At 73.7% G+C, this 21650-nt stretch carries 16 protein-coding genes and 1 pseudogene; 11 read left to right on the forward strand and 6 right to left on the reverse strand.

Annotated features, from left to right (window positions below):
• Nucleotides 1–9: 9 nt before the first annotated feature.
• Complete coding sequence (locus CP977_RS04860) at nucleotides 10–462, reverse strand: hypothetical protein (protein WP_152369678.1); 453 nt, start codon at nucleotides 460–462, stop codon at nucleotides 10–12.
• 484 nt (nucleotides 463–946) lie between these two features.
• Between CP977_RS04860 and CP977_RS04865 the strand changes: the two are divergent.
• Together CP977_RS04865 and CP977_RS04870 are read left to right on the forward strand one after the other, a co-directional pair.
• Nucleotides 947–1357 (forward strand): annotated as a pseudogene (locus tag CP977_RS04865) (LLM class flavin-dependent oxidoreductase); the annotation flags it as partial.
• A 119-nt stretch (nucleotides 1358–1476) separates the two neighbouring features.
• A complete protein-coding gene (locus CP977_RS04870; protein WP_152371506.1) occupies nucleotides 1477–2559 on the forward strand; it encodes an NAD(P)-binding domain-containing protein in 1083 nt (360 codons plus the stop codon).
• 270 nt (nucleotides 2560–2829) lie between these two features.
• Here the strand turns inward: CP977_RS04870 and CP977_RS04875 are convergent, their stop codons facing one another.
• Nucleotides 2830–4686, reverse strand: a complete 1857-nt coding sequence (locus CP977_RS04875; RefSeq protein WP_062757898.1) for an ABC transporter ATP-binding protein — start codon at nucleotides 4684–4686, stop codon at nucleotides 2830–2832.
• Between the two features lie 89 nt (nucleotides 4687–4775).
• On the opposite strand from CP977_RS04875, the gene CP977_RS04880 reads away from it, so the two are divergent.
• From CP977_RS04880 to CP977_RS04900, 5 genes are all read left to right on the forward strand, one after another.
• A complete protein-coding gene (locus CP977_RS04880) occupies nucleotides 4776–5348 on the forward strand; it encodes a MarR family winged helix-turn-helix transcriptional regulator (RefSeq protein WP_079131404.1) in 573 nt (190 codons plus the stop codon).
• Nucleotides 5349–5387: 39 nt separating this feature from the next.
• Entirely contained in the window at nucleotides 5388–8312 is a 2925-nt protein-coding gene (locus CP977_RS04885) for an FAD-binding and (Fe-S)-binding domain-containing protein (protein ID WP_152369679.1), read from the forward strand.
• 136 nt (nucleotides 8313–8448) lie between these two features.
• On the forward strand, nucleotides 8449–9834 hold the full coding sequence (locus tag CP977_RS04890; RefSeq protein ID WP_152369680.1) for a Gfo/Idh/MocA family protein: 1386 nt from the start codon (nucleotides 8449–8451) through the stop codon (nucleotides 9832–9834).
• A 187-nt stretch (nucleotides 9835–10021) separates the two neighbouring features.
• Nucleotides 10022–11890 (forward strand): ABC transporter transmembrane domain-containing protein, encoded by a 1869-nt coding sequence (locus CP977_RS04895; RefSeq protein ID WP_152369681.1) that lies wholly within the window; start codon nucleotides 10022–10024, stop codon nucleotides 11888–11890.
• The gene (locus tag CP977_RS04900) at nucleotides 11887–13668 is read left to right on the forward strand and encodes an ABC transporter ATP-binding protein (protein WP_062757907.1); all 1782 of its coding nucleotides are present in this window, start codon (nucleotides 11887–11889) and stop codon (nucleotides 13666–13668) included. Before CP977_RS04895 ends, CP977_RS04900 begins: the two co-directional genes overlap by 4 nt.
• A gap of 69 nt (nucleotides 13669–13737) precedes the next feature.
• On the opposite strand, the gene CP977_RS04905 is transcribed toward CP977_RS04900, so the two are convergent.
• Complete coding sequence (locus CP977_RS04905) at nucleotides 13738–14529, reverse strand: metal-dependent hydrolase (protein ID WP_062757909.1); 792 nt, start codon at nucleotides 14527–14529, stop codon at nucleotides 13738–13740.
• 131 nt (nucleotides 14530–14660) lie between these two features.
• On the opposite strand from CP977_RS04905, the gene CP977_RS04910 reads away from it, so the two are divergent.
• Nucleotides 14661–17174 carry a DEAD/DEAH box helicase gene (locus tag CP977_RS04910; protein ID WP_062757912.1) on the forward strand — a complete coding sequence of 838 codons (2514 nt, stop codon included), beginning with the start codon at nucleotides 14661–14663 and terminating at the stop codon, nucleotides 17172–17174.
• Between the two features lie 14 nt (nucleotides 17175–17188).
• On the forward strand, nucleotides 17189–18052 hold the full coding sequence (locus CP977_RS04915; RefSeq protein WP_079131465.1) for an acyl-CoA thioesterase: 864 nt from the start codon (nucleotides 17189–17191) through the stop codon (nucleotides 18050–18052).
• 16 nt (nucleotides 18053–18068) lie between these two features.
• Here the strand turns inward: CP977_RS04915 and CP977_RS04920 are convergent, their stop codons facing one another.
• Together CP977_RS04920 and CP977_RS04925 are read right to left on the reverse strand one after the other, a co-directional pair.
• On the reverse strand, nucleotides 18069–19139 hold the full coding sequence (locus CP977_RS04920; RefSeq protein WP_062757916.1) for an RNA ligase (ATP): 1071 nt from the start codon (nucleotides 19137–19139) through the stop codon (nucleotides 18069–18071).
• Nucleotides 19140–19249: 110 nt separating this feature from the next.
• Entirely contained in the window at nucleotides 19250–19477 is a 228-nt protein-coding gene (locus CP977_RS04925; protein WP_062757918.1) for a DUF6011 domain-containing protein, read from the reverse strand.
• 43 nt (nucleotides 19478–19520) lie between these two features.
• On the opposite strand from CP977_RS04925, the gene CP977_RS04930 reads away from it, so the two are divergent.
• Both CP977_RS04930 and CP977_RS04935 read left to right on the forward strand, forming a co-directional pair.
• Complete coding sequence (locus CP977_RS04930) at nucleotides 19521–20003, forward strand: glutathione peroxidase (protein ID WP_062757920.1); 483 nt, start codon at nucleotides 19521–19523, stop codon at nucleotides 20001–20003.
• Complete coding sequence (locus tag CP977_RS04935; RefSeq protein ID WP_152369682.1) at nucleotides 19996–20778, forward strand: putative protein N(5)-glutamine methyltransferase; 783 nt, start codon at nucleotides 19996–19998, stop codon at nucleotides 20776–20778. The genes CP977_RS04930 and CP977_RS04935 overlap by 8 nt, the downstream gene beginning before the upstream one ends.
• 25 nt (nucleotides 20779–20803) lie before the next feature.
• Here the strand turns inward: CP977_RS04935 and CP977_RS04940 are convergent, their stop codons facing one another.
• Nucleotides 20804–21616 (reverse strand): hypothetical protein, encoded by an 813-nt coding sequence (locus tag CP977_RS04940; protein WP_152369683.1) that lies wholly within the window; start codon nucleotides 21614–21616, stop codon nucleotides 20804–20806.
• Nucleotides 21617–21650 lie beyond the last annotated feature (34 nt).

Here is a 21650-nt window from a genome sequence, read left to right on the forward strand (position 1 = left end):
CTCCGGAGGTCACGCGTCCGTTCGTCCGCCGCCGTCGGGAGGCGATGCCTCGCCGAAGGTGTCGCGGGACTGCGTGAGATCGCCCCGCACCGTCGAGTTCTCCACCGAGTTCGAGACGCCGCCGGCCTGCGGGGCGCCTCCGCAGGGTCCCCGTCCGAACGTCATGTCCCGCCCCTGACGGACCGATCCGCCCACCGTCGCGTCGCGGATGACGTTGGTGACGTCGGTGGCGCCGGTGGCGTCCCCCTGGTGCCCGGCGGGCGGGGCGGACGGCGTACGGCGCGTCTGCGCCGTTCCGTAGGCGGCCAGCGCCAGGCCGACGATTCCCACGAACACCCCGATGACACTGGCCAGACGATCGGCGGACTCCAGTCCGGCACGGAAGAAGAGGACGCCCAGGGCGACCAGGCCGATGCCGAGCAGAACCGCCCCGGCCCACGCGCGCGCACGCCGCGATGCCACAGTGTCCCCCGTTCGACGAACTCCGGCGTTCATTCTGGCCCGGCCACGGCTCCGGCGTTCCGCGAATGCCGCAATCGGTTCCGTCCCGGGCCGTGTTCGGGGGGGCCGAACACGGGACAGGGCACACCCCGTTCCAGTCCTTGGGACTGCACGTCCGACCTCCGAGAAACCGTTGACCCTGTACGGGCGGCCGCTACGTTCGCGCCATGTTGCGTACAGCCCTGCTCACCACGCGCGGTCACATCGACCTGCCGCGGGTGGCCTCCGCCGCGTGTCGCCGCGGCCGCTGACGCCCTTTCACCGCTCTCCGCGTCCCTGACGCGTTCTTCTCGGTTCCCCCGACCGGTTTCTCCTGTCGGTTGTCCCGATCGATTTCTCGGACCGGTCATCCCGGTCCGCTTGTCCGATCGGTTCTTCCGACACGCTCTTCGTGCCCCTGACGCCCTGACCACCGCATGTGCGCCGCCTACGGAAAGGCCCCCTGATGAGCGTCCATCCGCACTGGTTCCTGCCGACCGGCGGCGACGGCCGGACCCTCGTCGACCGGCACGCGTACACGGACGGCGGGATCACCCGGGACCGGGCCGTGTCCGGGGTGCGCGCGCCCGACATCGACTATCTGGCCCAGATCGCCAAGGCCGCCGAGCAGCTGGGCTTCGAGGCGGTGCTGACCCCGACCGGCACGTGGTGCGAGGACGCCTGGCTGACCGCGGTCGCGCTCGCCCGGCACATGGAGCGCCTGAAGTTCCTGGTGGCGTTCCGGCCGGGGGTGATCTCGCCGGTGCTCGCGGCCCAGATGGCGTCCCCGTACCAGCGGATCACCCGGGGCCGGCTCCTCCTCAACGTGGTGACCGGCGGCGACTCTGCCGAGCAGCGCCGCTTCGGCGACCACCTGCGGCCGGTGAAGGCGGCCGGCAGGAGCCGCCGGCGGGGTGGGGCGGGAAGATCCGCACTCCCGCCCCGGTTGGTAGAAACGTGAACGATTTTGTGAGGGACGCAGCGGCGGTCGGGAACGTGCGCGCGGTGGACGTCGTCGTCATCGGCGCCGGGCAGGCGGGGCTCTCCGCCGCCTTCCACCTGCGGCGCAACGGCCTGGAGCCGGACCGGGACTTCGTCGTCCTGGACCACGCCCCGCGCCCGGGCGGCGCCTGGCAGTTCCGGTGGCCCTCCCTCACGTACGGCAAGGTCCACGGGATGCACGCGCTGCCCGGGATGGAGCTGACCGGCGCGGATCCCGCGCGCCCCTCCTCCGAGGTGATCGGAGGCTACTTCGACGCGTACGAGCAGGCCTTCGGCCTGCGGGTCCACCGGCCCGTGGACGTGACCGCCGTCCGGGAGGGCGAGGACGGGCGGCTGCGGGTGGAGACCTCGGAGGGCGTCTACGGGACCCGGGCCCTGATCAACGCCACCGGCACCTGGGACCGCCCCTTCTGGCCGCGCTACCCGGGGCAGGAAACCTTCCGGGGCCGTCAGCTGCACACCGCCGGATACCCGGGCCCGCGGGAGTTCGCGGGCGAGCGGGTGCTCGTGGTGGGCGGCGGGGCCTCCGGGACCCAGCACCTGATGGAGATCGCGGAGGTCGCCGCCGACACGTTCTGGGTGACCCGGCGCGAGCCCGTCTTCCGCGAGGGCCCGTTCGGCGAGGCGGAGGGGCGGGCGGCCGTCGCGCTCGTCGAGGAGCGGGTACGGCGCGGGCTGCCGCCGCGGAGCGTCGTCTCGGTCACCGGGCTGCCCCTCAACGACGCGATCCGGGAGGCACGCGCGCGCGGGGTCCTGGACCGGCTCCCGATGTTCGACCGGATCACCCCGACCGGGGTGGCCTGGGACGACGGCCGGAGCGTCGACGTGGACGTGATCCTGTGGGCGACCGGCTTCCGGGCGGCGATCGACCATCTGGCCCCGCTGCGGCTGCGGGAGCCGGGCGGCGGCATCCGGGTGGAGGGCACGCGCGCGGTACGGGACGAGCGCGTCCACCTCGTGGGCTACGGCCCCTCGGCCTCGACCATCGGCGCGAACCGGGCCGGGCGCGCGGCGGTCTCCGGCGTCCGCCGGCTCCTGCGCCGCGAGAGGGAGCGGGCCGCCGTCCCGGCGGGCTGACCCGTTCCCGCCCGGTCGGTGTGCCGGGGGCGCACACGGAACCGGCCCGTACGGACCCCGCGCACACGGCGCCGGTCACTGCGATCGTCAGACGAGCCGGCCCAGGAAGTGCAGGACGCCGGCGAGCAGATCGGTGATGACGTTCATGGTGGTGCTCCTCCTCGTACAGGTACTTCAGTGGGACGCGTGCGGTCGCGGTCTGCAGCCCGTCGCTCGCACTCCGTGACCCTCCGGCTCCGTACGGGAGTGGGGCCATGATTCCCGGGGCGATCACGCGCTCCGGGGAACAACCGCTCCCACGTTCGCCTGTTCGGCTTCCGGGGTCGTGCGGGCGTCCCGGCGGACCAGGGCGGCGTACCGCCCGTCCCGGGCGAGCAGCTCCTCGTGCGTCCCGCGCTCGGCGATCCGCCCCTCCTCCAGGACGACGATCTGGTCGGCGTCGCGGACGGTGGAGAGCCGGTGGGCGATGGTGATCGTGGTGCGGCCGGCCGACAGGGCGTCGATGGCCCGCTGAACGGCGTGCTCGGTCCGGGTGTCCAGGGCGCTGGTCGCCTCGTCGAGGATCAGCACGGGCGGGTCGCGCAGGATGGTGCGCGCGATGGCGAGGCGCTGCTTCTCGCCGCCCGAGAAGCGGTAGCCGCGCTCGCCGACCAGGGTGTCGTAGCCCTCGGGGAGCGAGGCGATGTGGTCGTGGATCTGGGCGGCGCGGGCGGCGGCCTCGATCTCCTCGTCGGTGGCGTCCGGCTTGGCGAAGCGCAGGTTGTCGGCGACGGAGGCGTGGAAGAGGTACGTCTCCTGGGAGACGACGCCGACCGCGCGGGCGAGGGTGTCGAAGTCCAGGTCGCGCACGTCGACGCCGTCCAGGGTGACGCGCCCCTCGGTGACGTCGTACAGCCGGGGCACCAGGTAGCTGAGGGTGGACTTGCCGGAGCCGGTCGGGCCGACGACGGCCAGGCTGCCGCCGGCGGGGACGGTCAGGTCGACGCCGTCCAGGGTGGCGCGGCCGGGGGCCTCGGGGTCGTACCGGAACCCGACCTTCTCGAAGGAGACCTCGCCGCGGATCTCCGGCAGCCGGACCGGGTCGGCGGGCTCGGTGATGTCGACGGGCAGGTCCAGGTATTCGAAGATGCGCTGGAAGAGCGCGAGGGAGGTCTGCATCTGCACGCCGGTGGAGAGCAGGCTGACGGCGGGCCGGAAGAGGCCCTGCTGGAGCGAGACGAAGGCGACGAGCGTGCCCAGGGAGATCGCGGTGCCGCCGGCTCCGACGGCCAGGCCGGCGGCCCAGTAGATCAGGGCGGGCATGGCGGCCATGACGATGCCGATGATGGACATCCGCCAGCGCCCGGCCATGGAGGAGCGCACCTCCAGGTCGACCAGGCGCTCGGACTCCTCGGCGAAGGACCTGGTCAGCGAGTCGGAGCGGCCCATGGTGCGGCCGAGCAGGATGCCGCTGACCGAGAGGGACTCGGTGACGGTCGCGGCCATGGCGGCCATCTGCTTCTGGCGCCGGGTGGTGATCCGCTTGCGCTCGCGGCCGACGCGGCGGCTGATCCAGACGAAGACCGGCAGCAGGAGCAGCGAGACGAGGGTGAGCCGCCAGTCGAGGGCGAGCATGGCGACGACGGTCGCGACGACGGAGGTGAGGTTGGAGACGAGGGAGGTGGCCGTGGAGGTGACGGTCGCCTGCATGCCGCCGATGTCGTTGGCGATGCGGGACTGGACCTCGCCGGTACGCGTGCGCGTGAAGAAGGCGAGCGGCATCTGCTGGAGCCGCTCGTAGACCGCGGTGCGCAGGTCGTGCATGACGCGCTGGCCGACGGTGGTCGAGATGAAGGTCTGGAGGACGCCGAAGACGCTGGTCAGGACGGCGGCGACGATCATGCCGAGGGCGAGCAGGCCGAGCAGGCCGGTGCGGCCCTGGGGGATCGCGACGTCCAGGATCTCCCTGAGCAGGAACGGCGAGGCGACCGTGACGAGCGAGGCGGCGCCGACCAGGAGGCCGACGAGCGCCAGGCGCGCGCGGTAGGGGCGGAAGAGCCGCAGGATGCGCCGCACCTGGGCGGGCTCCTCCGGTTCTCCCGGATCACGGGGTGGGGGCGTCCATTCGGACTCGTCGTGGGGGCGCATGGGCTCCTTCGGTGGATTCGGCGTCGATCAGAGCATAGGTCACTGTTACCTATGCTCACAATGAACGGCGTCCTGATATTGTTCCCGTCATGAGCACTACCGACCGTACGAGCGATCCGGACGCCCTCGCCCGCGCGGACGACGCCGGTGGTGTCCCCGCCCGCGCGGACGACGCCGGCGCTCCGGACCGCGCGGGCGTCCCCGGCACCCCCGGCGTCCCCGGTGCCTCCGACGCCGACGGGCTCCTCGCCGAGCAGCTGCTCCGGCTCACCCGCCGGCTGCACCGCATCCAGAAGCGCCATCTGGAGCCGGTCGGCATCACCCCCGCGCAGTCCCGGCTCCTGCGCACGGTCGCGGCCTTCGGGGAGCCGCCCCGGATGGCCGACCTCGCGGCCCGCCTGGAAGTCGTCCCCAGGGCGGTGACCAGCCTCGTCGACGGCCTGGAGACGGCCGGGCGGGTGCGCAGGGCACCCGATCCGGACAACCGCCGCGTGATCCGGATCGAGCTCACCGACGCGGGCCGCGCCACGCTGCGGGAGCTGCGCAGCGCGCGCCGGGCGGCCGCAGAGGACATCCTTGCTCCATTGACCGCCGAACAGCGCGAGGTGCTCGGAGGCCTGCTGACCGCCCTGGTCGACCCCGGCCCGGAGGGCGGCTGCTGACCCCTCGGGGACGGGATCGCGCCGAAGGGGAGCCGTGACATGCCGCTGCTGGAACCGGACCCGCAGGCCCTCCGTCCCGGTCGGGAGCGGACCCCGGCCCCGGACCGGGTCCCGGCGCTGCACGCCAAGGGGACCTCGCGCCGGCTGCGCGAGGAGCTGACCGCGCTCCTCGGCCCCGGGAAGGTCCTCGGCAGGATCTCCGACCTGGTCCGCTACGCCTCGGACGCCAGCCCCTACCGCTTCGTCCCGCAGGTCGTCGTGGTCGCCGAGGACCTGGACGACGTCTCCGCCGTCCTGTCGTACGCGCACGGCAAGGGCCGCGAGGTCGTCTTCCGGGCCGCCGGGACCAGCCTCAACGGGCAGGCCCAGGGCGAGGACGTCCTGGTGGACGTGCGCCGCCACTGGGCCGGCGTCGAGGTCCTGGACGGCGGCGCCCGCGCCCGGATCCGGCCCGGCACCACCGTCGTCCGGGCCAACGCGGCGCTCGCCCCGTACGGGCGGGTCCTCGGCCCCGACCCCGCCAGCGCGATCGCCTGCACGATCGGCGGGGTCGTCGCCAACAACGCCTCGGGCATGACGGCCGGAACGGCCCGCAACTCCTACCGGACGGTCGCCTCGCTCACCGCCGTCCTGCCGAGCGGCACCGTGGTCGACACCGCCGACCCGGACGCCGACGAGGAGCTGGCGCGCGCCGAACCGGCGCTCTGCGCCGAACTGCTCGCGCTGAAGGCCGAGATCGAGGCGGACGCCGAGCTGACCGCCCGCATCCGGGCCAAGTACACCCTCAAGAACACCAACGGCTACCGGCTCGACGCCTTCCTCGACGGGGACACGCCCGTCGAGATCCTGCGGGGCCTCATGGTGGGCTCCCAGGGCACCCTCGGCTTCCTCTCCGAGGTCGTCTTCGACACCCTGCCGCTGGACCGCGAGGTCTCCACGGCCCTGCTCTTCTTCCCCTCGCTGCCGGCCGCCGCCGCTGCCGTGCCGCTGTTCAACGACGCCGGGGCGATCGCCGTCGAGCTGATGGACGGCAACACGCTGCGGGCCTCGGTCGGCGTGGCGGGCGTGTCCGCCGACTGGGCGGAGCTGCCGAAGGACACCACGGCGCTCCTGGTCGAGTTCCGGGCCCCGGACGCGGCGGCCCTGGACGCGTACGAGCGGGCGGCGGACGCCGTCCTCGCCGGGCTCGACCTGACCGCTCCGGTGGCGTCCGTGGAGAACGCGTTCACCCGCGACCCGGGGCGGATCGGCGGGTACTGGAGGGCCCGCAAGGCGTTCGTGACGGCGGTCGGCGGTGCGCGCCCCTCCGGCACGACCCTGATCACCGAGGACTTCGCGGTGCCGCCGGCCCGGCTCGCGGAGGCCTGCGCCGCGCTGCTCGACCTCCAGGAGCGGCACGGCTTCGACGCGGCCGTGGCCGGTCACGCGGCCCACGGCAACCTGCACTTCCTGCTCGCGTTCGACGCGGCCGACCCCTCCGACGTCGAGCGGTACGCGGCCTTCATGGACGAGTTCTGCAAGCTGACCGTGGAGCGCTTCGACGGCTCCCTGAAGGCCGAGCACGCCACCGGCCGCAACATCGCGCCCTTCCTGGAGCTGGAGTGGGGGACGCGGGCGACCGAGCTGATGTGGCGGATCAAGGAGGCCTTCGACCCGGCCGGGGTGCTGGCCCCGAGGGTCGTCCTGGACCGCGACCCGCAGGCCCATCTGCGCGGTCTGAAGACGATCCCGACCGTGGAGCGGATCGCCGACCCGTGCATCGAGTGCGGCTTCTGCGAACCGACCTGCCCCAGCCACGACCTGACGACCACTCCCCGCCAGCGGATCGTGCTGCGCCGGGAGATGCTGCGGCAGGACGACGGCTCGCCGGTCGAGACCCGGCTCCTGGAGGAGTACGGGTACGACGCCGTCGACACCTGCGCCGGGGACTCCACGTGCGCGCTCGCCTGCCCGGTCGGCATCGACACGGGCGCGCTGATGAAGGAGTTCCGGCACGAGCGGCACTCGCCGCGCGAGGAGCGGATCGCCGCCCTGGCCGCGAGGAACTTCCGGGCCGTGGAGGCCTCCGCGCGGCTCGCGGTCGCCGCCGCCGACCGGCTCGGCGACCGGGTCGTGGAGTCGGTGACCGGTCTCGCCCGCCGGGCGGTCCGCCCCGACCTCGTACCGGAGTGGCTGCCGGAGGTCCCCGGCGCCGCGCCGCGCCGGCTGCCCCGCACCCACCGCCCGGCGGCGGTCGCCGTCTACTACCCGGCCTGTGTGAACCGGATCTTCGGCGGCCCGGACGGCGAGCCCGGCCCCTCGCTGCCCGAGGCCGTCGTCGCGGTGTCGGCGCGGGCCGGGCGGCCGGTGTGGATCCCGGACGACGTGGCCGGCACCTGCTGCGCCACGATCTGGCACTCCAAGGGGTACGAGCGGGGCGACGAGGTGATGGCCAACCGGATCGTCGAGGCGGCCTGGGGCTGGACGGCGGGCGGGCGGCTGCCGCTCGTCGTGGACGCCTCCTCGTGCGCGCTCGGCATCGCGCGCGAGGTGGTGCCGTACCTGACGGAGGAGAACCGGGAGCTGCACGCCGGGCTGACGGTGGTGGACTCCCTCGTGTGGGCGGCGGACGAGCTGCTCCCCCGGCTCGACGTGCGCCGCCGGGTCGGCTCCGCCGTGGTCCACCCGACGTGCTCGATGCGGCACCTGGGCGACGAGGACCGGCTGACCGCGCTGGCCGGTGCCTGCGCGGAGGAGGTCGTGGTGCCCGCCGACGCGGGCTGCTGCGCCTTCGCGGGCGACCGGGGCATGCTGCACCCGGAGCTGACGGCGTCGGCGACGGCACGGGAGGCGGCCGAGGTCACGGCCCGGCCGTTCGACGCGCACCTCTCGGCCAACCGGATGTGCGAGATCGGGATGGACCGGGCGACGGGCCGCACCTACGTGTCGGCGCTGATCGCCCTGGAGCGCGCCACGCGCCCCTGACCAGCCGTCAGCACCCCCGGAAGCCCCGGGCGGTGGAGACCTTGGTACGTTCGGGTGAGGCGCGACGGGCGGTACGGCACCGCGCCGGAGCCGGAACGTACAGTCCGACTGTCCGACTCCGGCTCCGGGAGGTTCCGTGAACGAGCAGACGCCGCACGCCCCGAGCCGCCGCGAGGTCCTCAGGACCACCGCCGGAGCGGCCGGGGCGGGGCTCGGTCTCACCGCCGCCGGCACCGGGGCGGCCCATGCAGCCCCCGCCGCCGCACCGGCACGCCGGGGCGCCACCATGGCCGGCGTCCCCTTCGACGCCCGCTCCACGGTCCGGGTGGGGATCGTGGGCTTCGGCAACCGGGGCGCCGCCATGATCGGCCACTTCCTGGCCCATTCCTGGGTGCGGGTCGTCGCCGTCTGCGACCCGGTGCGCGCGAAGGCCGAGCGGGCCGCCGCGCAGGTCGTCGCCGCCGGGCGCCCGGCCCCCGCCCTGTACGTCAACGGCGAGGAGGACTACGCGAACCTCTGCGCCCGCACCGACCTCGACTTCGTGTACGTGGCCACCCCCTGGGAGAGCCACTTCGCGATCGCCCGGTCCGCGATGCTGAACGGCAAGCACGTCGGCGTGGAGTGCCCGGCCGCCCTGACGATCGACGAGCTGTGGGAGCTGGTCGACCTCTCGGAGCGGACCCGCCGGCACTGCATGCAGCTGGAGAACTGCTGCTACGGCCGGAACGAGATGCGGGTGCTGCGGATGGCGCACGCGGGGAAGTTCGGCGAGCTCCTGCACGGGGCGGGGGCGTACCACCACGACCTGCGCGCCCTGATGTTCTCGCCGACGTACTACGAGGGGCCCTGGCGCCGGCTGTGGCACACGCGGCTGCGCGGCGACCTCTACCCCAACCACGGCTTCGGCCCGGTCGCGAACTACATGGACGTCAACCGGGGCGACCGGGCCGTGAGCATCAGCAGCCTCGGCACCCCGGCGCTCGCCCTCGCCGAGTACCGGAAGGAGCACGTGCCGCCCGGCGACCCGAGCTGGAAGGAGACGTACATCGGGAGCGACCGGACAGTCAGCCTGGTCCGGACGGCGAAGGGGCGGGTGATCCGTCTCGAACACGACGTCTCCACCCCGCACCCGTACAGCAGGGTCAACAGCCTGGGCGGCACCCGGGGCGTCTTCGAGGACTATCCGCCCCGGATCTATCTGGAACCGGACCACCGGGACGACCAGTGGGGCGACTTCTCGGCCTACGCCGCCGCGTTCGACCACTGGCTGTGGAAGGAGCACGCCGACCCGCCGGGCGCGCACGGCGGCATGGACTACCTCATGGTGTACCGCCTGGCGCAGTGCCTGCGGGAGGGACTCGTGCCGGACTTCGACGTGTACGACGCCGCCGTCTGGACGGCCCCGTTGCCGCTCAGCCACGCCTCGATCAAGGCGGGCGGGGCGCCGCAGGAGATCCCTGACTTCACTCGCGGGGAGTGGCAGCGGGCCCGGTCGGGCGTGGACTCGGTGAAACCGGTCTGAGGGAACGTCCTGTGCCCGGCCCCGTACGCGAAGGGGGCCGGGCACGGCCATGGCCGGATCTGTTCCCTCCGCGTGGAAAATCGTTTGCCGGTTCCCGGGGAAAAAGCGAACCTTGCACGGTTTCCGACGCCGCCGCACATCCTCCGGCGCGCGTTTCCCCCGCCCGACCCGGAGACCCTGGGACGCCATGCAGATTCGAGATCTTCCCTACGCCGATCCCGGGGTACCCGACGTCCGTTCGGGCACGCGGTTCCTCGTCTGGCTCGGCCGTCAGCAGCTCGGCGGGCAGGTGAAGTCCCTGCTCTGGGGGCTGCTGCACCATCTGGGCATCGCCGGGCTGCCGTTCGGCGTCGGGCTCGCCGTCCAGGCGGTGGTGGACCGCGACGGCGACCGGCTCGCGCTCGCCGGGGTGCTGCTCGCGCTCCTCGGCGCGGCGCTCGCGACCGGCGACGTGATGCTGCACCGGACCGCCGTCACCAACTGGATCACCGCGGCCGCCCGGGTGCAGCAGCTCCTGGCCCGCAAGACCGCCGAGCTGGGCTCGGTCCTGACCCGGCGGGTCGCCGCGGGCGAGGTCGTCGCCGTCTCCACCGGCGACGTCGAGAAGATCGGCTGGTTCGTCGAGGCCCTGTCGCGGTTCGCGGCGGGCGCCGTGGTCCTGGTGGCCGTCTGCGTGGGCCTCGTCGTCTACGCGCCGGCCCTGGGCGCCGTGGTGGCCGTCGGCGTCCCGGTCCTCGCCCTCTCCGTGCTGCCGCTCCTCCCCCGCGCGACCCGCCGGGCCGACGTCCAGCGCGAGAAGGCGGGCCGGGCCACGGAGCTGGCCTCCGACACCGTCGCCGGGCTGCGCGTGCTGCGCGGCATCGGCGGCGAGGAGCTGTTCCTCGGCCGCTACCGGGCCGCCTCCCAGGAGGTCCGCCGGGCGGCCGTGCACAGCGCCCGCATGTGGGCGCTGATCGCCGCGATCCAAGTCGTGCTGCCCGGTGTCCTGCTCATCGTGGTGGTGGCGTACGGGGCCCGGCTCGCGCTCGACGGGCGGATCACGGTCGGCGAACTGGTCACCGTCTACAGCGCCGTGGCCCTGACCCATCACCCCTTGCGCAACGTCGAGGAGATCGCGATGGCGTTCTCCTTCTCCCGGCCGTCCGCGAAGCGGGCCGCCCGGGTCCTCGCGCTGACCCGGACCACGACGACCGTGACCACGGACGCCGGGGACGGGGAGCCGAAGGCCGGTGGCGACCTGTACGACCCGCTGACCGGGCTGCGCGCCCCGGCCGGTCTGTTGACCGCCGTCGTCTGCGGCGACCCGGACGCGGCCGGGCGGCTCGCGGACCGGCTCGGCGGCCACCCGGCCGAGCCGGAGGCGGACCACACCTCGGTGCTCCTGGGCGGGGTCCCGCTCGACGAACTGCCCCTGGAGGCCGCCCGTACCGCCGTCCTCGTCCAGGACAAGGACCCGGTGCTGCTCTCCGGCACCCTCCGCGAACTGCTCGACGTGCCCGCCTCGGGCGCGGTGCGGGCCGAGGACGCGCTGGCCGCCGCCCGCTGCGAGGACGTCCTCGACGCGCTGGCCCAGGCCTCCGTGGACACCGGCGGCGACCCGATGCGCACCCGGATCACCGAGCGGGGCCGGTCGCTCTCCGGCGGGCAGCGCCAGCGCCTGGCGCTCGCCAGGTCCCTGGTGGCCGACCCGGAAGTACTGGTCCTGGACGAGCCGACCTCGGCGGTCGACGCGCACACCGAGGCGCGGGTGGCCGCCGGGATAGCCGGCCTGCGCGCGGGCGCCACCACCGTCGTCCTGGCCTCCTCGCCGCTGCTCCTGGACCGGGCCGACCGGGTGGTCCTGGTGCACGAGGGCGCGGCGGTCGCGGTCGGCACCCATCGCGAGCTGCTCGCCCGGGAGCCCCGCTACCGTGCGGTCGTCACCCGGGAGACGGACGAGGAGCGGGCCGCCGTTCCCGCTCCCGGGGACGCGCTCGACGCGCTGGAAACGGAAAAGGCGCCGGAAGCGGAAGAAGCACTGGAAGGGCAGAAGGCACTGGAAGGGGAATCGGCATGATCGGCCTGGCTCCGCCGGAGTACGACCCGGGGGCCCCGACGACGGCGACGACGCTGCCCGTCGCCGCGACCGCGACCGTCCGCGCCTACGTGCGCGACCTGCTCCGCCGCCACCGCCGGGCGTTCGCCCTGCTCGTCGGGGTGAACGCGGTCGCCGTGATCGCCTCGATGGTCGCTCCCTACCTGCTGGGCTCGGTGGTGGACGACCTGGCGGCCGGGGCCCGCGAGCTGCACCTGGAGCGCACGGTCGCGCTGTTCGCGGGCGCGCTCCTCGTCCAGACCGTCTTCGTGCGGCTCGTCCGGCTGCGCGGGGCGATGCTCGGCGAGGAGATGCTCGCGGACCTGCGCGAGGACTTCCTGGTGCGCGCGGTCGGGCTGCCGCCGGGCGTGCTCGAACGGGCCGGGACCGGCGACCTGCTCTCCCGGATCACCACGGACGTCGACCGGCTCGCCAACGCGATGCGCGAGGCCGTGCCCCAGCTGGCCATCGGCGTCGTGTGGGCGGGGCTGCTGCTCGGCGGCCTCGCGGTGACCGCGCCGCCGCTCGCCCTCGCCGTGCTGCTCGCCGCGCCGCTCCTGGTCGTGGGCTGCCGGTGGTACTTCAAGCGGGCGCCGTCGGCGTACCGCTCGGAGTCCGCGGGGTACGCGGCGGTGGCCGCCGCGCTCGCCGAGACCGTCGACGCGGGCCGCACGGTCGAGGCGCACCGCCTCGGCCGGCGCCGGATCGCCCTGTCGGACCGGCGGATCAAGGAATGGGTCGCCTGGGAGCGGTACACGCTCTTCCTGCGCTCGGTGCTCTTCCCCGTCGTCAACCTCACCCACATGACGGTGCTGTGCGCCGTGCTGCTGATCGGCGGGGTGTTCGTGCTCCGGGGCTGGATCGACGTGGGGCAGCTGACCACCGGTGCGCTGCTCGCGCAGATGCTGGTGGACCCGATCGGGATCGTCCTGCGCTGGTACGACGAGCTCCAGGTCGCGCAGGTGTCCCTGGCCCGGCTCGTCGGCGTCCGGGACATCGAGCCGGAGGCGGGCGACGGGGCGGTGCGGCCCGAGGGCCGGACGGTGCGGGCGGACGAGGTGCGGTTCGGCTACCGGGAGGGCGTCGACGTGCTGCACGACGTGTCCCTGACGGTGGCGCCGGGCACCCGGATCGCCCTGGTCGGCCCGTCGGGGGCGGGCAAGTCCACCCTGGGGCGGCTGCTCGCGGGCGTCTACGCCCCCCGGGCCGGTTCGGTCACCCTCGGCGCGGCCGAGCTGGCGCGGATGCCCGCCGAGCGGGTCCGCGAACACGTGGCCCTGGTCAACCAGGAGCACCACGTCTTCGTGGGCTCCCTCCGGGACAACCTGCTGCTCGCCCGGGCCGGGGCCGGCGACGCCGAGCTGTGGGCGGCGCTCGCGGCCGTGGACGCGGAGGGTTGGGCCCGGGGCCTCGACGGGGGCCTGGACACCGAGGTCGGCTCGGGCGGCCGGGCGCTGACCCCGGCGCAGGCCCAGCAGATCGCCCTGGCCCGGCTCGTCCTGGCGGACCCGCACACCCTGGTCCTGGACGAGGCGACCTCCCTGCTCGACCCGCGGGCGGCCCGCCATCTGGAGCGGTCCCTGGGCCGGGTCCTCGACGGGCGCACGGTCGTGGCGATCGCGCACCGGCTGCACACCGCGCACGACGCCGACCTGATCGCCGTGGTCGAGTCCGGCCGGATCGGCGAACTGGGCAGCCACGACGAACTGGTCGCGGCGGACGGGGCGTACGCGGCGCTGTGGCGGTCCTGGCACGGGTGACCGGCCGTAGGAGATGCGCGAGGGCCCGCACCGGCGATCCGGTGCGGGCCCTCCCCCGTACGGGCGGGGCTATATGTAGCCGAGCGCGGAGGCTCCGCCGAGGCCGCCCAGGAGCATGAAGGCGGGCATGAGGACCTTCAGCTCGACCCAGCTGCCGGCCCGGAAGCGCATGCCCTTGGGCGGGCCGACCGGGTACCAGCGCTTCCGGCCGACGGGGATGGGCCAGAGGATCGGGCAGCCGGAGACGGTCAGGGCGTCGCCGATGTCGTGGACGAGGGCGCCGAGGACGATCGGCAGGCCGAGCCACAGGTACTCCTGGCCGGGGCCGGTGAAGAACCAGTTCGCGCCGTTGCCGGGGTCGTCGAGGACGTCCGCGAGGATCCAGGCGCTGGTGGCGCCGAGCAGCCAGACCAGGACGTCGCTGGAGACCCGGGCGGCCTTCCAGAGCAGGCCCTCGACGGCGAGGACCAGGTGGACGAAGAGGATCGCGAGGACCGCCCACCGGCCGCCGGAGACGGCCGCGGCGGAGCATCCGGCGCCGACCAGGACCGCCCAGAGCCAGGTGTGGGTGAGGGTCCGGTGGCCGCCGGTCCGGCGGGGGTCGGCCTTGGAGCGGGTGGCCTTGTAGACGGCGTACGACAGCTTGTCGACGACCTCGCACAGCCACTTGGAGAGGGGTCCGAAGGCACGCGAGATGGTCGCGGACTTGTGGTCGAGGTCGGGGGCGAGGGCGGCGCCCGCGCAGATGAGCGCGCCGACGACGAGGACCGGCCAGGGCATGGGCCGGTCGAAAGCGGCCGCGGCCGCTCCGACCCCCAGCCAGGCCGCCGCTCCGGACAGCGAGTGCGCCGGTCCCATCATGGTTGGCCCGCCCCGTTTCTCCCCTGCCGGCGCTCGGTTGGCGCCCGGTCGACGGACGAGCCTACCGCTCGTGATCAACACCGCCGGTGGCCGGTTCCCTGCTCCGGACGGAATCCAGGCAAGATGGGGGCGTGACCCTTATCGACCAGCTGCCGCCGACCGCCGACCCCGACGCCCTCTTCGAGGCCTTCTCCTCCTGGGCCGAGGAGCGGGGCATCACGCTCTACCCGGCCCAGGAAGAGGCGCTGATCGAGGTCGTCTCCGGTGCGAACGTCATTCTGTCCACCCCCACCGGATCGGGAAAGTCGCTGGTCGCGGCGGGTGCGCACTTCACCGCGCTCGCGAACGACCAGGTGACCTTCTACACCGCGCCGATCAAGGCGCTGGTGTCGGAGAAGTTCTTCGACCTGTGCAAGCTCTTCGGCACCGAGAACGTCGGCATGCTGACCGGCGACGCCTCCGTGAACGCGGACGCGCCGGTGATCTGCTGCACGGCGGAGGTCCTGGCCTCGATCGCCCTGCGGGACGGCAAGTACGCCGACATCGGCCAGGTCGTCATGGACGAGTTCCACTTCTACGCCGAGCAGGACCGGGGCTGGGCCTGGCAGATCCCGCTGCTCGAACTCCCCCAGGCGCAGTTCGTGCTGATGTCGGCGACGCTCGGCGACGTGTCGATGTTCGAGAAGGACCTGACCCGGCGCACGGGCCGGCCGACCTCGGTGGTCCGCTCCGCGACCCGGCCGGTGCCGCTGTCGTACGAGTACCGGCTCACGCCCATCACGGACACCCTGACGGAACTCCTTGAGACCAAGCAGGCGCCCGTCTACATCGTGCACTTCACGCAGGCGCAGGCCGTCGAGCGCGCGCAGTCGCTGATGAGCATCAACATGTGCACGCGCGAGGAGAAGGACAAGATCGCCGAGCTGATCGGCAACTTCCGCTTCACCACCAAGTTCGGTCAGAACCTCTCGCGGTTCGTGCGCCACGGCATCGGCGTGCACCACGCCGGCATGCTGCCGAAGTACCGGCGGCTGGTGGAGAAGCTGGCGCAGGCCGGTCTGCTGAAGGTGATCTGCGGGACGGACACGCTGGGCGTGGGCGTGAACGTGCCGATCCGCACGGTGCTCTTCACGGCCCTCACCAAGTACGACGGCAACCGGGTGCGGACGCTGCGCGCCCGTGAGTTCCACCAGATCGCGGGCCGGGCGGGCCGGGCCGGCTTCGACACGGCCGGTCTGGTCGTGGCGCAGGCCCCCGAGCACGTCATCGAGAACGAGAAGGCGCTCGCGAAGGCGGGCGACGACCCGAAGAAGCGCCGCAAGGTGGTCCGCAAGAAGGCCCCGGAGGGCTTCGTCGCCTGGAGCGACACGACGTTCGAGAAGCTGATCGCGGCCGAGCCGGAGCCGCTGACCTCGCGCTTCAAGGTCACCAACATCATGCTGCTCTCGGTGATCGCCCGGCCGGGCAACGCCTTCGAGGCGATGCGCAAGCTCCTGGAGGACAACCACGAGCCGCGCAAGGCGCAGCTGCGGCACATCCGCCGGGCCATCGCGATCTACCGCTCGCTGCTCGACGGCGGCGTGGTGGAGCAGCTGGACGAGCCGGACGCGGAGGGCCGGACGATCCGTCTGACGGTCGACCTCCAGCAGGACTTCGCGCTCAACCAGCCGCTGTCGACGTTCGCGCTCGCCGCGTTCGACCTGCTCGACCCCGAATCCCCCTCGTACGCCCTGGACATGGTGTCCGTGGTCGAGTCGACGCTCGACGACCCGCGCCAGATCCTCGCCGCCATGCAGAACAAGGCGCGCGGCGAGGCCGTCGGGAGGATGAAGGCGGACGGCGTCGAGTACGAGGAGCGGATGGAGCGGCTCCAGGAGATCTCGTACCCGAAGCCGCTGGAGGAGCTGCTCTGGCACGCGTACAACGTCTACCGGACGTCGCACCCGTGGGTGGGCGACCACCCGGTGTCGCCGAAGTCGGTCATCCGTGACATGTACGAACGGGCGCTTTCCTTCACCGAGTTCACCTCGTGGTACGAGCTGGCGCGGACCGAGGGCATCGTCCTGCGGTACCTGGCGAGCGCGTACAAGGCGCTGGACCACACCATCCCGGACGACCTGAAGACCGAGGACCTGGAGGACCTGATCGCCTGGCTGGGCGAGATGGTCCGCCAGGTCGACTCCTCGCTCCTCGACGAGTGGGAGCAGCTGGCCAATCCGGAGGTCCAGACGGCCGAGGAGGCCCAGGAGAAGGCCGACCAGGTCAAGCCGGTCACGGCCAACGCCCGCGCCTTCCGGGTCCTGGTGCGCAACGCCCTGTTCCGCCGGGTGGAGCTGGCCGCCCTGGACAACGTGGACGCGCTCGGCGAGCTGGACGCGGAGTCCGGCTGGGACGCGGACGCGTGGGGCGAGGCGATGGACGCGTACTGGGACGAGTACGACGACCTCGGTACGGGACCGGACGCGCGCGGCCCGAAGCTGCTGGCCATCGAGGAGGACGCGGCGCACGGCCTGTGGCGCGTCCGGCAGACCTTCGCCGACCCGAACGGCGACCATGACTGGGGCATCGGCGCGGAGGTGGATCTCGCGGCCTCCGACGAGGAGGGGCGCGCAGTCGTCCGCGTGACGTCCGTCGGACAGCTGTAGAGGGGAGTGCCGTGGTGACCAATCCCGCCGAGAGACTGGTGGACCTGCTCGACCTGGAGCGGATCGAGGTCGACATCTTCCGGGGCCGCAGCCCGCAGGAGTCGTTGCAGCGGGTCTTCGGCGGGCAGGTCGCCGGGCAGGCCCTGGTGGCGGCCGGCCGGACCGTGGAGGACGACCGGCCGGTGCACTCGCTGCACGCCTACTTCCTGCGGCCGGGCCGTCCCGGGGTGCCGATCGTGTACCAGGTGGAGCGGGTGCGCGACGGGCGCTCGTTCACGACCCGGCGGGTGACGGCGGTGCAGGAGGGGCGGACGATCTTCAATCTGACGGCCTCCTTCCACCGGCCGGAGGAGGCCGGGTTCGAGCACCAGCTGCCGCCCCGGCACATGACGGACCCGGAGAGCCTGCCGATGCTGGTGGACGAGATCCGCGACCACCTCGGGGCGCTGCCGGAGGCCCTGGAGCGGATGGCCCGCCGGCAGCCCTTCGACATCCGGTACGTGGACCGGCTGCGCTGGACGAAGGAGGAGGTCGAGGACGCGGATCCGCGCAGCGCGGTGTGGATGCGGGCCGTGGGGCCGCTGGGCGACGACCCGCTGGTCCACACCTGCGCCCTGACGTACGCCTCGGACATGACCCTCCTGGACGCGGTCCGGATCCCGGTCGAACCCCTCTGGGGGCCGCGCGGTTTCGACATGGCGTCGCTCGACCACGCGATGTGGTTCCACCGGCCGTTCCGGGCGGACGAGTGGTTCCTGTACGACCAGGAGTCCCCGATCGCCACGGGCGGCCGGGGACTCGCGCGGGGCCGGATCTACGACCGCGAGGGCAGGCTCCTGGTGTCGGTGGTCCAGGAGGGCCTGTTCCGCAAGCTGTAGGTCTTTTCGGCGCCGGTCACTCGAACTCGGTGCCGCCCTTGCGGGTGAGGTAGGCCGGGCTGACCGCCTTGGCGATGGCCCGGCCGCCCAGGACCGGGCTGTACCGCTCGGTCGCGGACCGGACGACGACGCCCTCCCGCAGGTGCGCCTCCCGGCCGGAGACCGTCTCCCGGCCGCTCGCGTGGGCGAGGACGGTGTCCAGGTCGTACGGGCCGGAGTACAGGCGCGGGACGAGCGGGGCCTCGCCGGGCTCCAGGACCTCGGCCGGGTCCAGCCAGCGGACCTGTCCGTCGATCTCGGCGGACACGTCGAACAGCGCGTACCCGACGGTCTCGCTGCGGGCGTCGGCGCCGTACGCCAGGTCCTGGACCCCGGAGCCGTACACCTCGCCGAAGAGGCCGACGCGGCGGGCGCCCAGGCGCTTCGCCAGGCGCTCGGCGACGGCGGCCAGGCCGTGGCCGTGGACGGCGCGCCAGTACAGGTTGCGCGGGTCCTCCTTGAGGGCGAGGCCCTTCGCGCCGAAGCCCTTGGAGGAGACCTGGACGCGCCCGTCGCCGGCGTTGTACGTCAGCAGGCAGGCCGTGCCGTGGAGCTTCTCCGTCAGGACGACGGGCTCGCCGGGCTCGAAGACGTCGGGGTAGCGCTGGAGGTTCTCGACGTCGACCCAGGGCAGCAGGTCGGGCGCGCTCTCCACGTCCCCGCTCATGTGCGTCGGTATCGGCGGCGCCCACTTGACGATGCCGAGGCGCTCCGCGAAGTCGGTGCCCTCTGCGGCGGCCCGTACCAGGTCGGTGTCCGCGAGGGCGGCGGGCCGGCAGACGAGTCCCTGGGACAGCTCCCCGCGCAGCCGCACGGCCTTGACCCGGTCCGCGTTCCCTCCGGCGAGGCGCCCGGTCAGTCCCAGCTCCTCGATGAGCGCGGCGGGCAGCACCGCCTGCTCGGGGATGTAGACGGCGGCGTCGCCGGTCGTGTAGGCGCCCTTGGCGACGACGGCCCGGTAGAGGCCGACCTGGGCCAGTTCCAGGGCGTCTGCGTTGGGATGGGGGTGGACGGTCAGGACTTCGGCGGTGACGCGCAGGGTCGACACGGTTCAGGACTCCGGTTCCGGTGGCTCGGGTGGCGTTCTCATCCCGGCCAGCCTGCCGGACCGGGAAACCGCTGGCCCACCCGTTTTCCCGGCTGGTAGCGTCGCGCGGCTCAGACCTCCGGCGGGTCCAGGCCCGGCAGGACGTCCTGCTCCACCTCGTGGCGGCGGGTGCGGATGTCCGGGCCCGGCGGGTGGAGTTTGGCGTCGCAGGTGGGGCCGAGACCGGTGCGGCGCGAGTCCGCGCCCGTCAGGGGGCGGCCGCAGAGCCGGCAGAGGACCCGGCGCGGCGCCGGTCGTGCGGTGGAGTCGATCGGGATTGCCAGTGGTTCGTCGCCCATGGTCAGATCAAACCCCATCCCCCCGTGCGTACGAGGAGCGGCCATGAGCCTGTACGACATCCCGCTGAAGACCCTGACCGGCGAGCCCGTCTCCCTGGCCGACTACCGGGACCGCGCGGTCCTGGTGGTGAACGTCGCCTCCCAGTGCGGCCTGACCCCGCAGTACGCGGGTCTGGAGCGGCTGCAGAAGGAGTACGGGGAGCGCGGCCTCACCGTGCTCGGCGTGCCCTGCAACCAGTTCGCGGGCCAGGAGCCGGGCAGCGCGGAGGAGATCCGGACGTTCTGCTCGACGACGTACGGGGTGTCCTTCCCGCTCCTGGAGAAGACGGACGTCAACGGCCCGGACCGCCACCCGCTCTACGCGGAGCTGGTGAAGGTCGCGGACGCCGGGGGCGAGGCCGGTGACGTGCAGTGGAACTTCGAGAAGTTCCTGATCGGCCGGGACGGGCGGGTCACCCGTTTCCGTCCGCGCACCGAGCCGGACGCCCCCGAGGTCGTGGCGGCCATCGAGGCCCAGCTTGTCTGACGTGGTGGACGGCGCGGGGGTGGTCGAGCGGCTGCGGGCCGCCGGGTGCGTCTTCGCCGAGGAGGAGGCCGCGATGCTGCTCGCGGCCGCTCGCGGGCCCGCCGAGCTCGATCTGATGGTCGAGCGGCGGGCCTCCGGGCTGCCGCTCGAACACGTCGTGGGGTGGGCGGAGTTCGCCGGGCTGCGGATCGCCGTGGACCCGGGGGTGTTCGTGCCCCGGCGGCGGACCGGCTTCCTGGTCGAGCGGGCCGTGGCCCTCGCCGCGCCCGGTGCGCTCTGCGTCGACCTGTGCTGCGGCTCGGGCGCGGCGGCCGCGGTGCTGCTCGACCGGGTCGCGGGCGCGGAGGTGCACGCCTCGGACGTCGAGCCGGCGGCGGTGGCCTGCGCCCGGCGGAACGTCGAGCCGCGCGGCGGCCGGGTGTACGAGGGGGACCTGTTCGCGCCGCTGCCGCCGGAGCTGCGGGGCCGGGTCGAGGTCCTGGTCGCCAACGTGCCGTACGTGCCCACCGGGGACATCGGCCTGCTGCCGCCCGAGGCCCGCGACCACGAGCCGCTCGTCACGCTCGACGGCGGCCCGGACGGACTGGACGTGCTGCGGCGGGTCGCCGCCGGGGCGCCGGAGTGGCTGGCGCCGGGCGGCCACCTGCTGGTGGAGACCAGTGAGCGGCAGGCCGGTGCGGCGGCGGAGGCGGTCTCCGCGCACGGCCTGGAGGTCCGGATCGCCACGTGCGAGGAGCGGTACGCGACGGTGCTGGTCGCCGCGCGGGCCGGGTGAGGCCCGCCGGCGGCGTCCCAGCGGCTCAGCGGCCGAAGGTGTCGATGTTCTCGACGAGCCAGCGGCCGTCCCGGTGGACCACGTCCACGGCGAACATGGCGCCCGCGTACACCCCCTGGTCCTGGACCTTCTGCTGCTTGCCGCCCTTGGCGGTCCCGGCCGTGCTCACGCTGCTCTGGTCGGCGTAGACCAGGACCCGGGCGCGGTCGCCGTCGATCCGCTCGACCGCGCTGTCGGTGACCGCCGTGGTGATCACCGTCTTCTCCTCGGCCGCCCGGGCGAGCACCCCGCCGAGCAGCGTCCGGTGCTGCTCGACGGCCTTCCCGGTGAGGAGGGTCTTCCCGGCCTTCTCGAAGGCGGCCGGGTCGGCGTGGTCGTAGGAGAAGAGCGCGGCGACGGCCGCGGTGGTCTGCCCCTTGATCTCGCTGGTACGGGCGAGATCGGTGAGGGCCGTGTTGCCGCGCGCGGAGTCGTCGCGGAGTTCGCCCGCCCGGCTGTGCGCCCAGCCGGCGAAGCCGCCGAGGAGGAGGGTCAGGACGCAGAGGACCACGAGGGGGACGGGCCCGCGCGACCGGGTCCCCTTCCCCGCGGTTCTCCGGTCCGGCTGCCCGGCCTTCTCTTCGGCCTCCTCCCGTACGGCCTTCGCTCCGGCCTTCCCTTCGGCCTCCTTCTCGGCCTTCTCCCGTACGGGCTTCGCCGCCGTCCGCCGCCGGGGCTCGGAGGCGGGCTCGGTCAGGAGGCCCACGGACGTACGGGGGCGGGGGGCCGTGTCCTCGGGCGCGGCGGCGAGGGCCTGACGGCGGCGCTGGCGGTTGAGGTGGTGGCGGGGCGTGGGCATCGTGCGTCGTCCTTTCGCGTGCGGGCGGCTCTCG

The organism is Streptomyces cinereoruber (assembly GCF_009299385.1).
GTDB lineage: Bacteria > Actinomycetota > Actinomycetes > Streptomycetales > Streptomycetaceae > Streptomyces > Streptomyces bikiniensis.

Bases quoted from the DNA above. Each gene is read 5' to 3' on its own strand.
- CP977_RS04875 (WP_062757898.1), bottom strand. From the start codon at position 4,686: ATGCGCCCCCACGACGAGTCCGAATGGACGCCCCCACCCCGTGATCCG.
- CP977_RS04880 (WP_079131404.1), top strand. From the start codon at position 4,776: ATGAGCACTACCGACCGTACGAGCGATCCGGACGCCCTCGCCCGCGCG.
- CP977_RS04885 (WP_152369679.1), top strand. From the start codon at position 5,388: ATGCCGCTGCTGGAACCGGACCCGCAGGCCCTCCGTCCCGGTCGGGAG.
- CP977_RS04895 (WP_152369681.1), top strand. From the start codon at position 10,022: ATGCAGATTCGAGATCTTCCCTACGCCGATCCCGGGGTACCCGACGTC.
- CP977_RS04900 (WP_062757907.1), top strand. From the start codon at position 11,887: ATGATCGGCCTGGCTCCGCCGGAGTACGACCCGGGGGCCCCGACGACG.
- CP977_RS04905 (WP_062757909.1), bottom strand. From the start codon at position 14,529: ATGATGGGACCGGCGCACTCGCTGTCCGGAGCGGCGGCCTGGCTGGGG.
- CP977_RS04925 (WP_062757918.1), bottom strand. From the start codon at position 19,477: ATGGGCGACGAACCACTGGCAATCCCGATCGACTCCACCGCACGACCG.
- CP977_RS04930 (WP_062757920.1), top strand. From the start codon at position 19,521: ATGAGCCTGTACGACATCCCGCTGAAGACCCTGACCGGCGAGCCCGTC.
- CP977_RS04940 (WP_152369683.1), bottom strand. From the start codon at position 21,616: ATGCCCACGCCCCGCCACCACCTCAACCGCCAGCGCCGCCGTCAGGCC.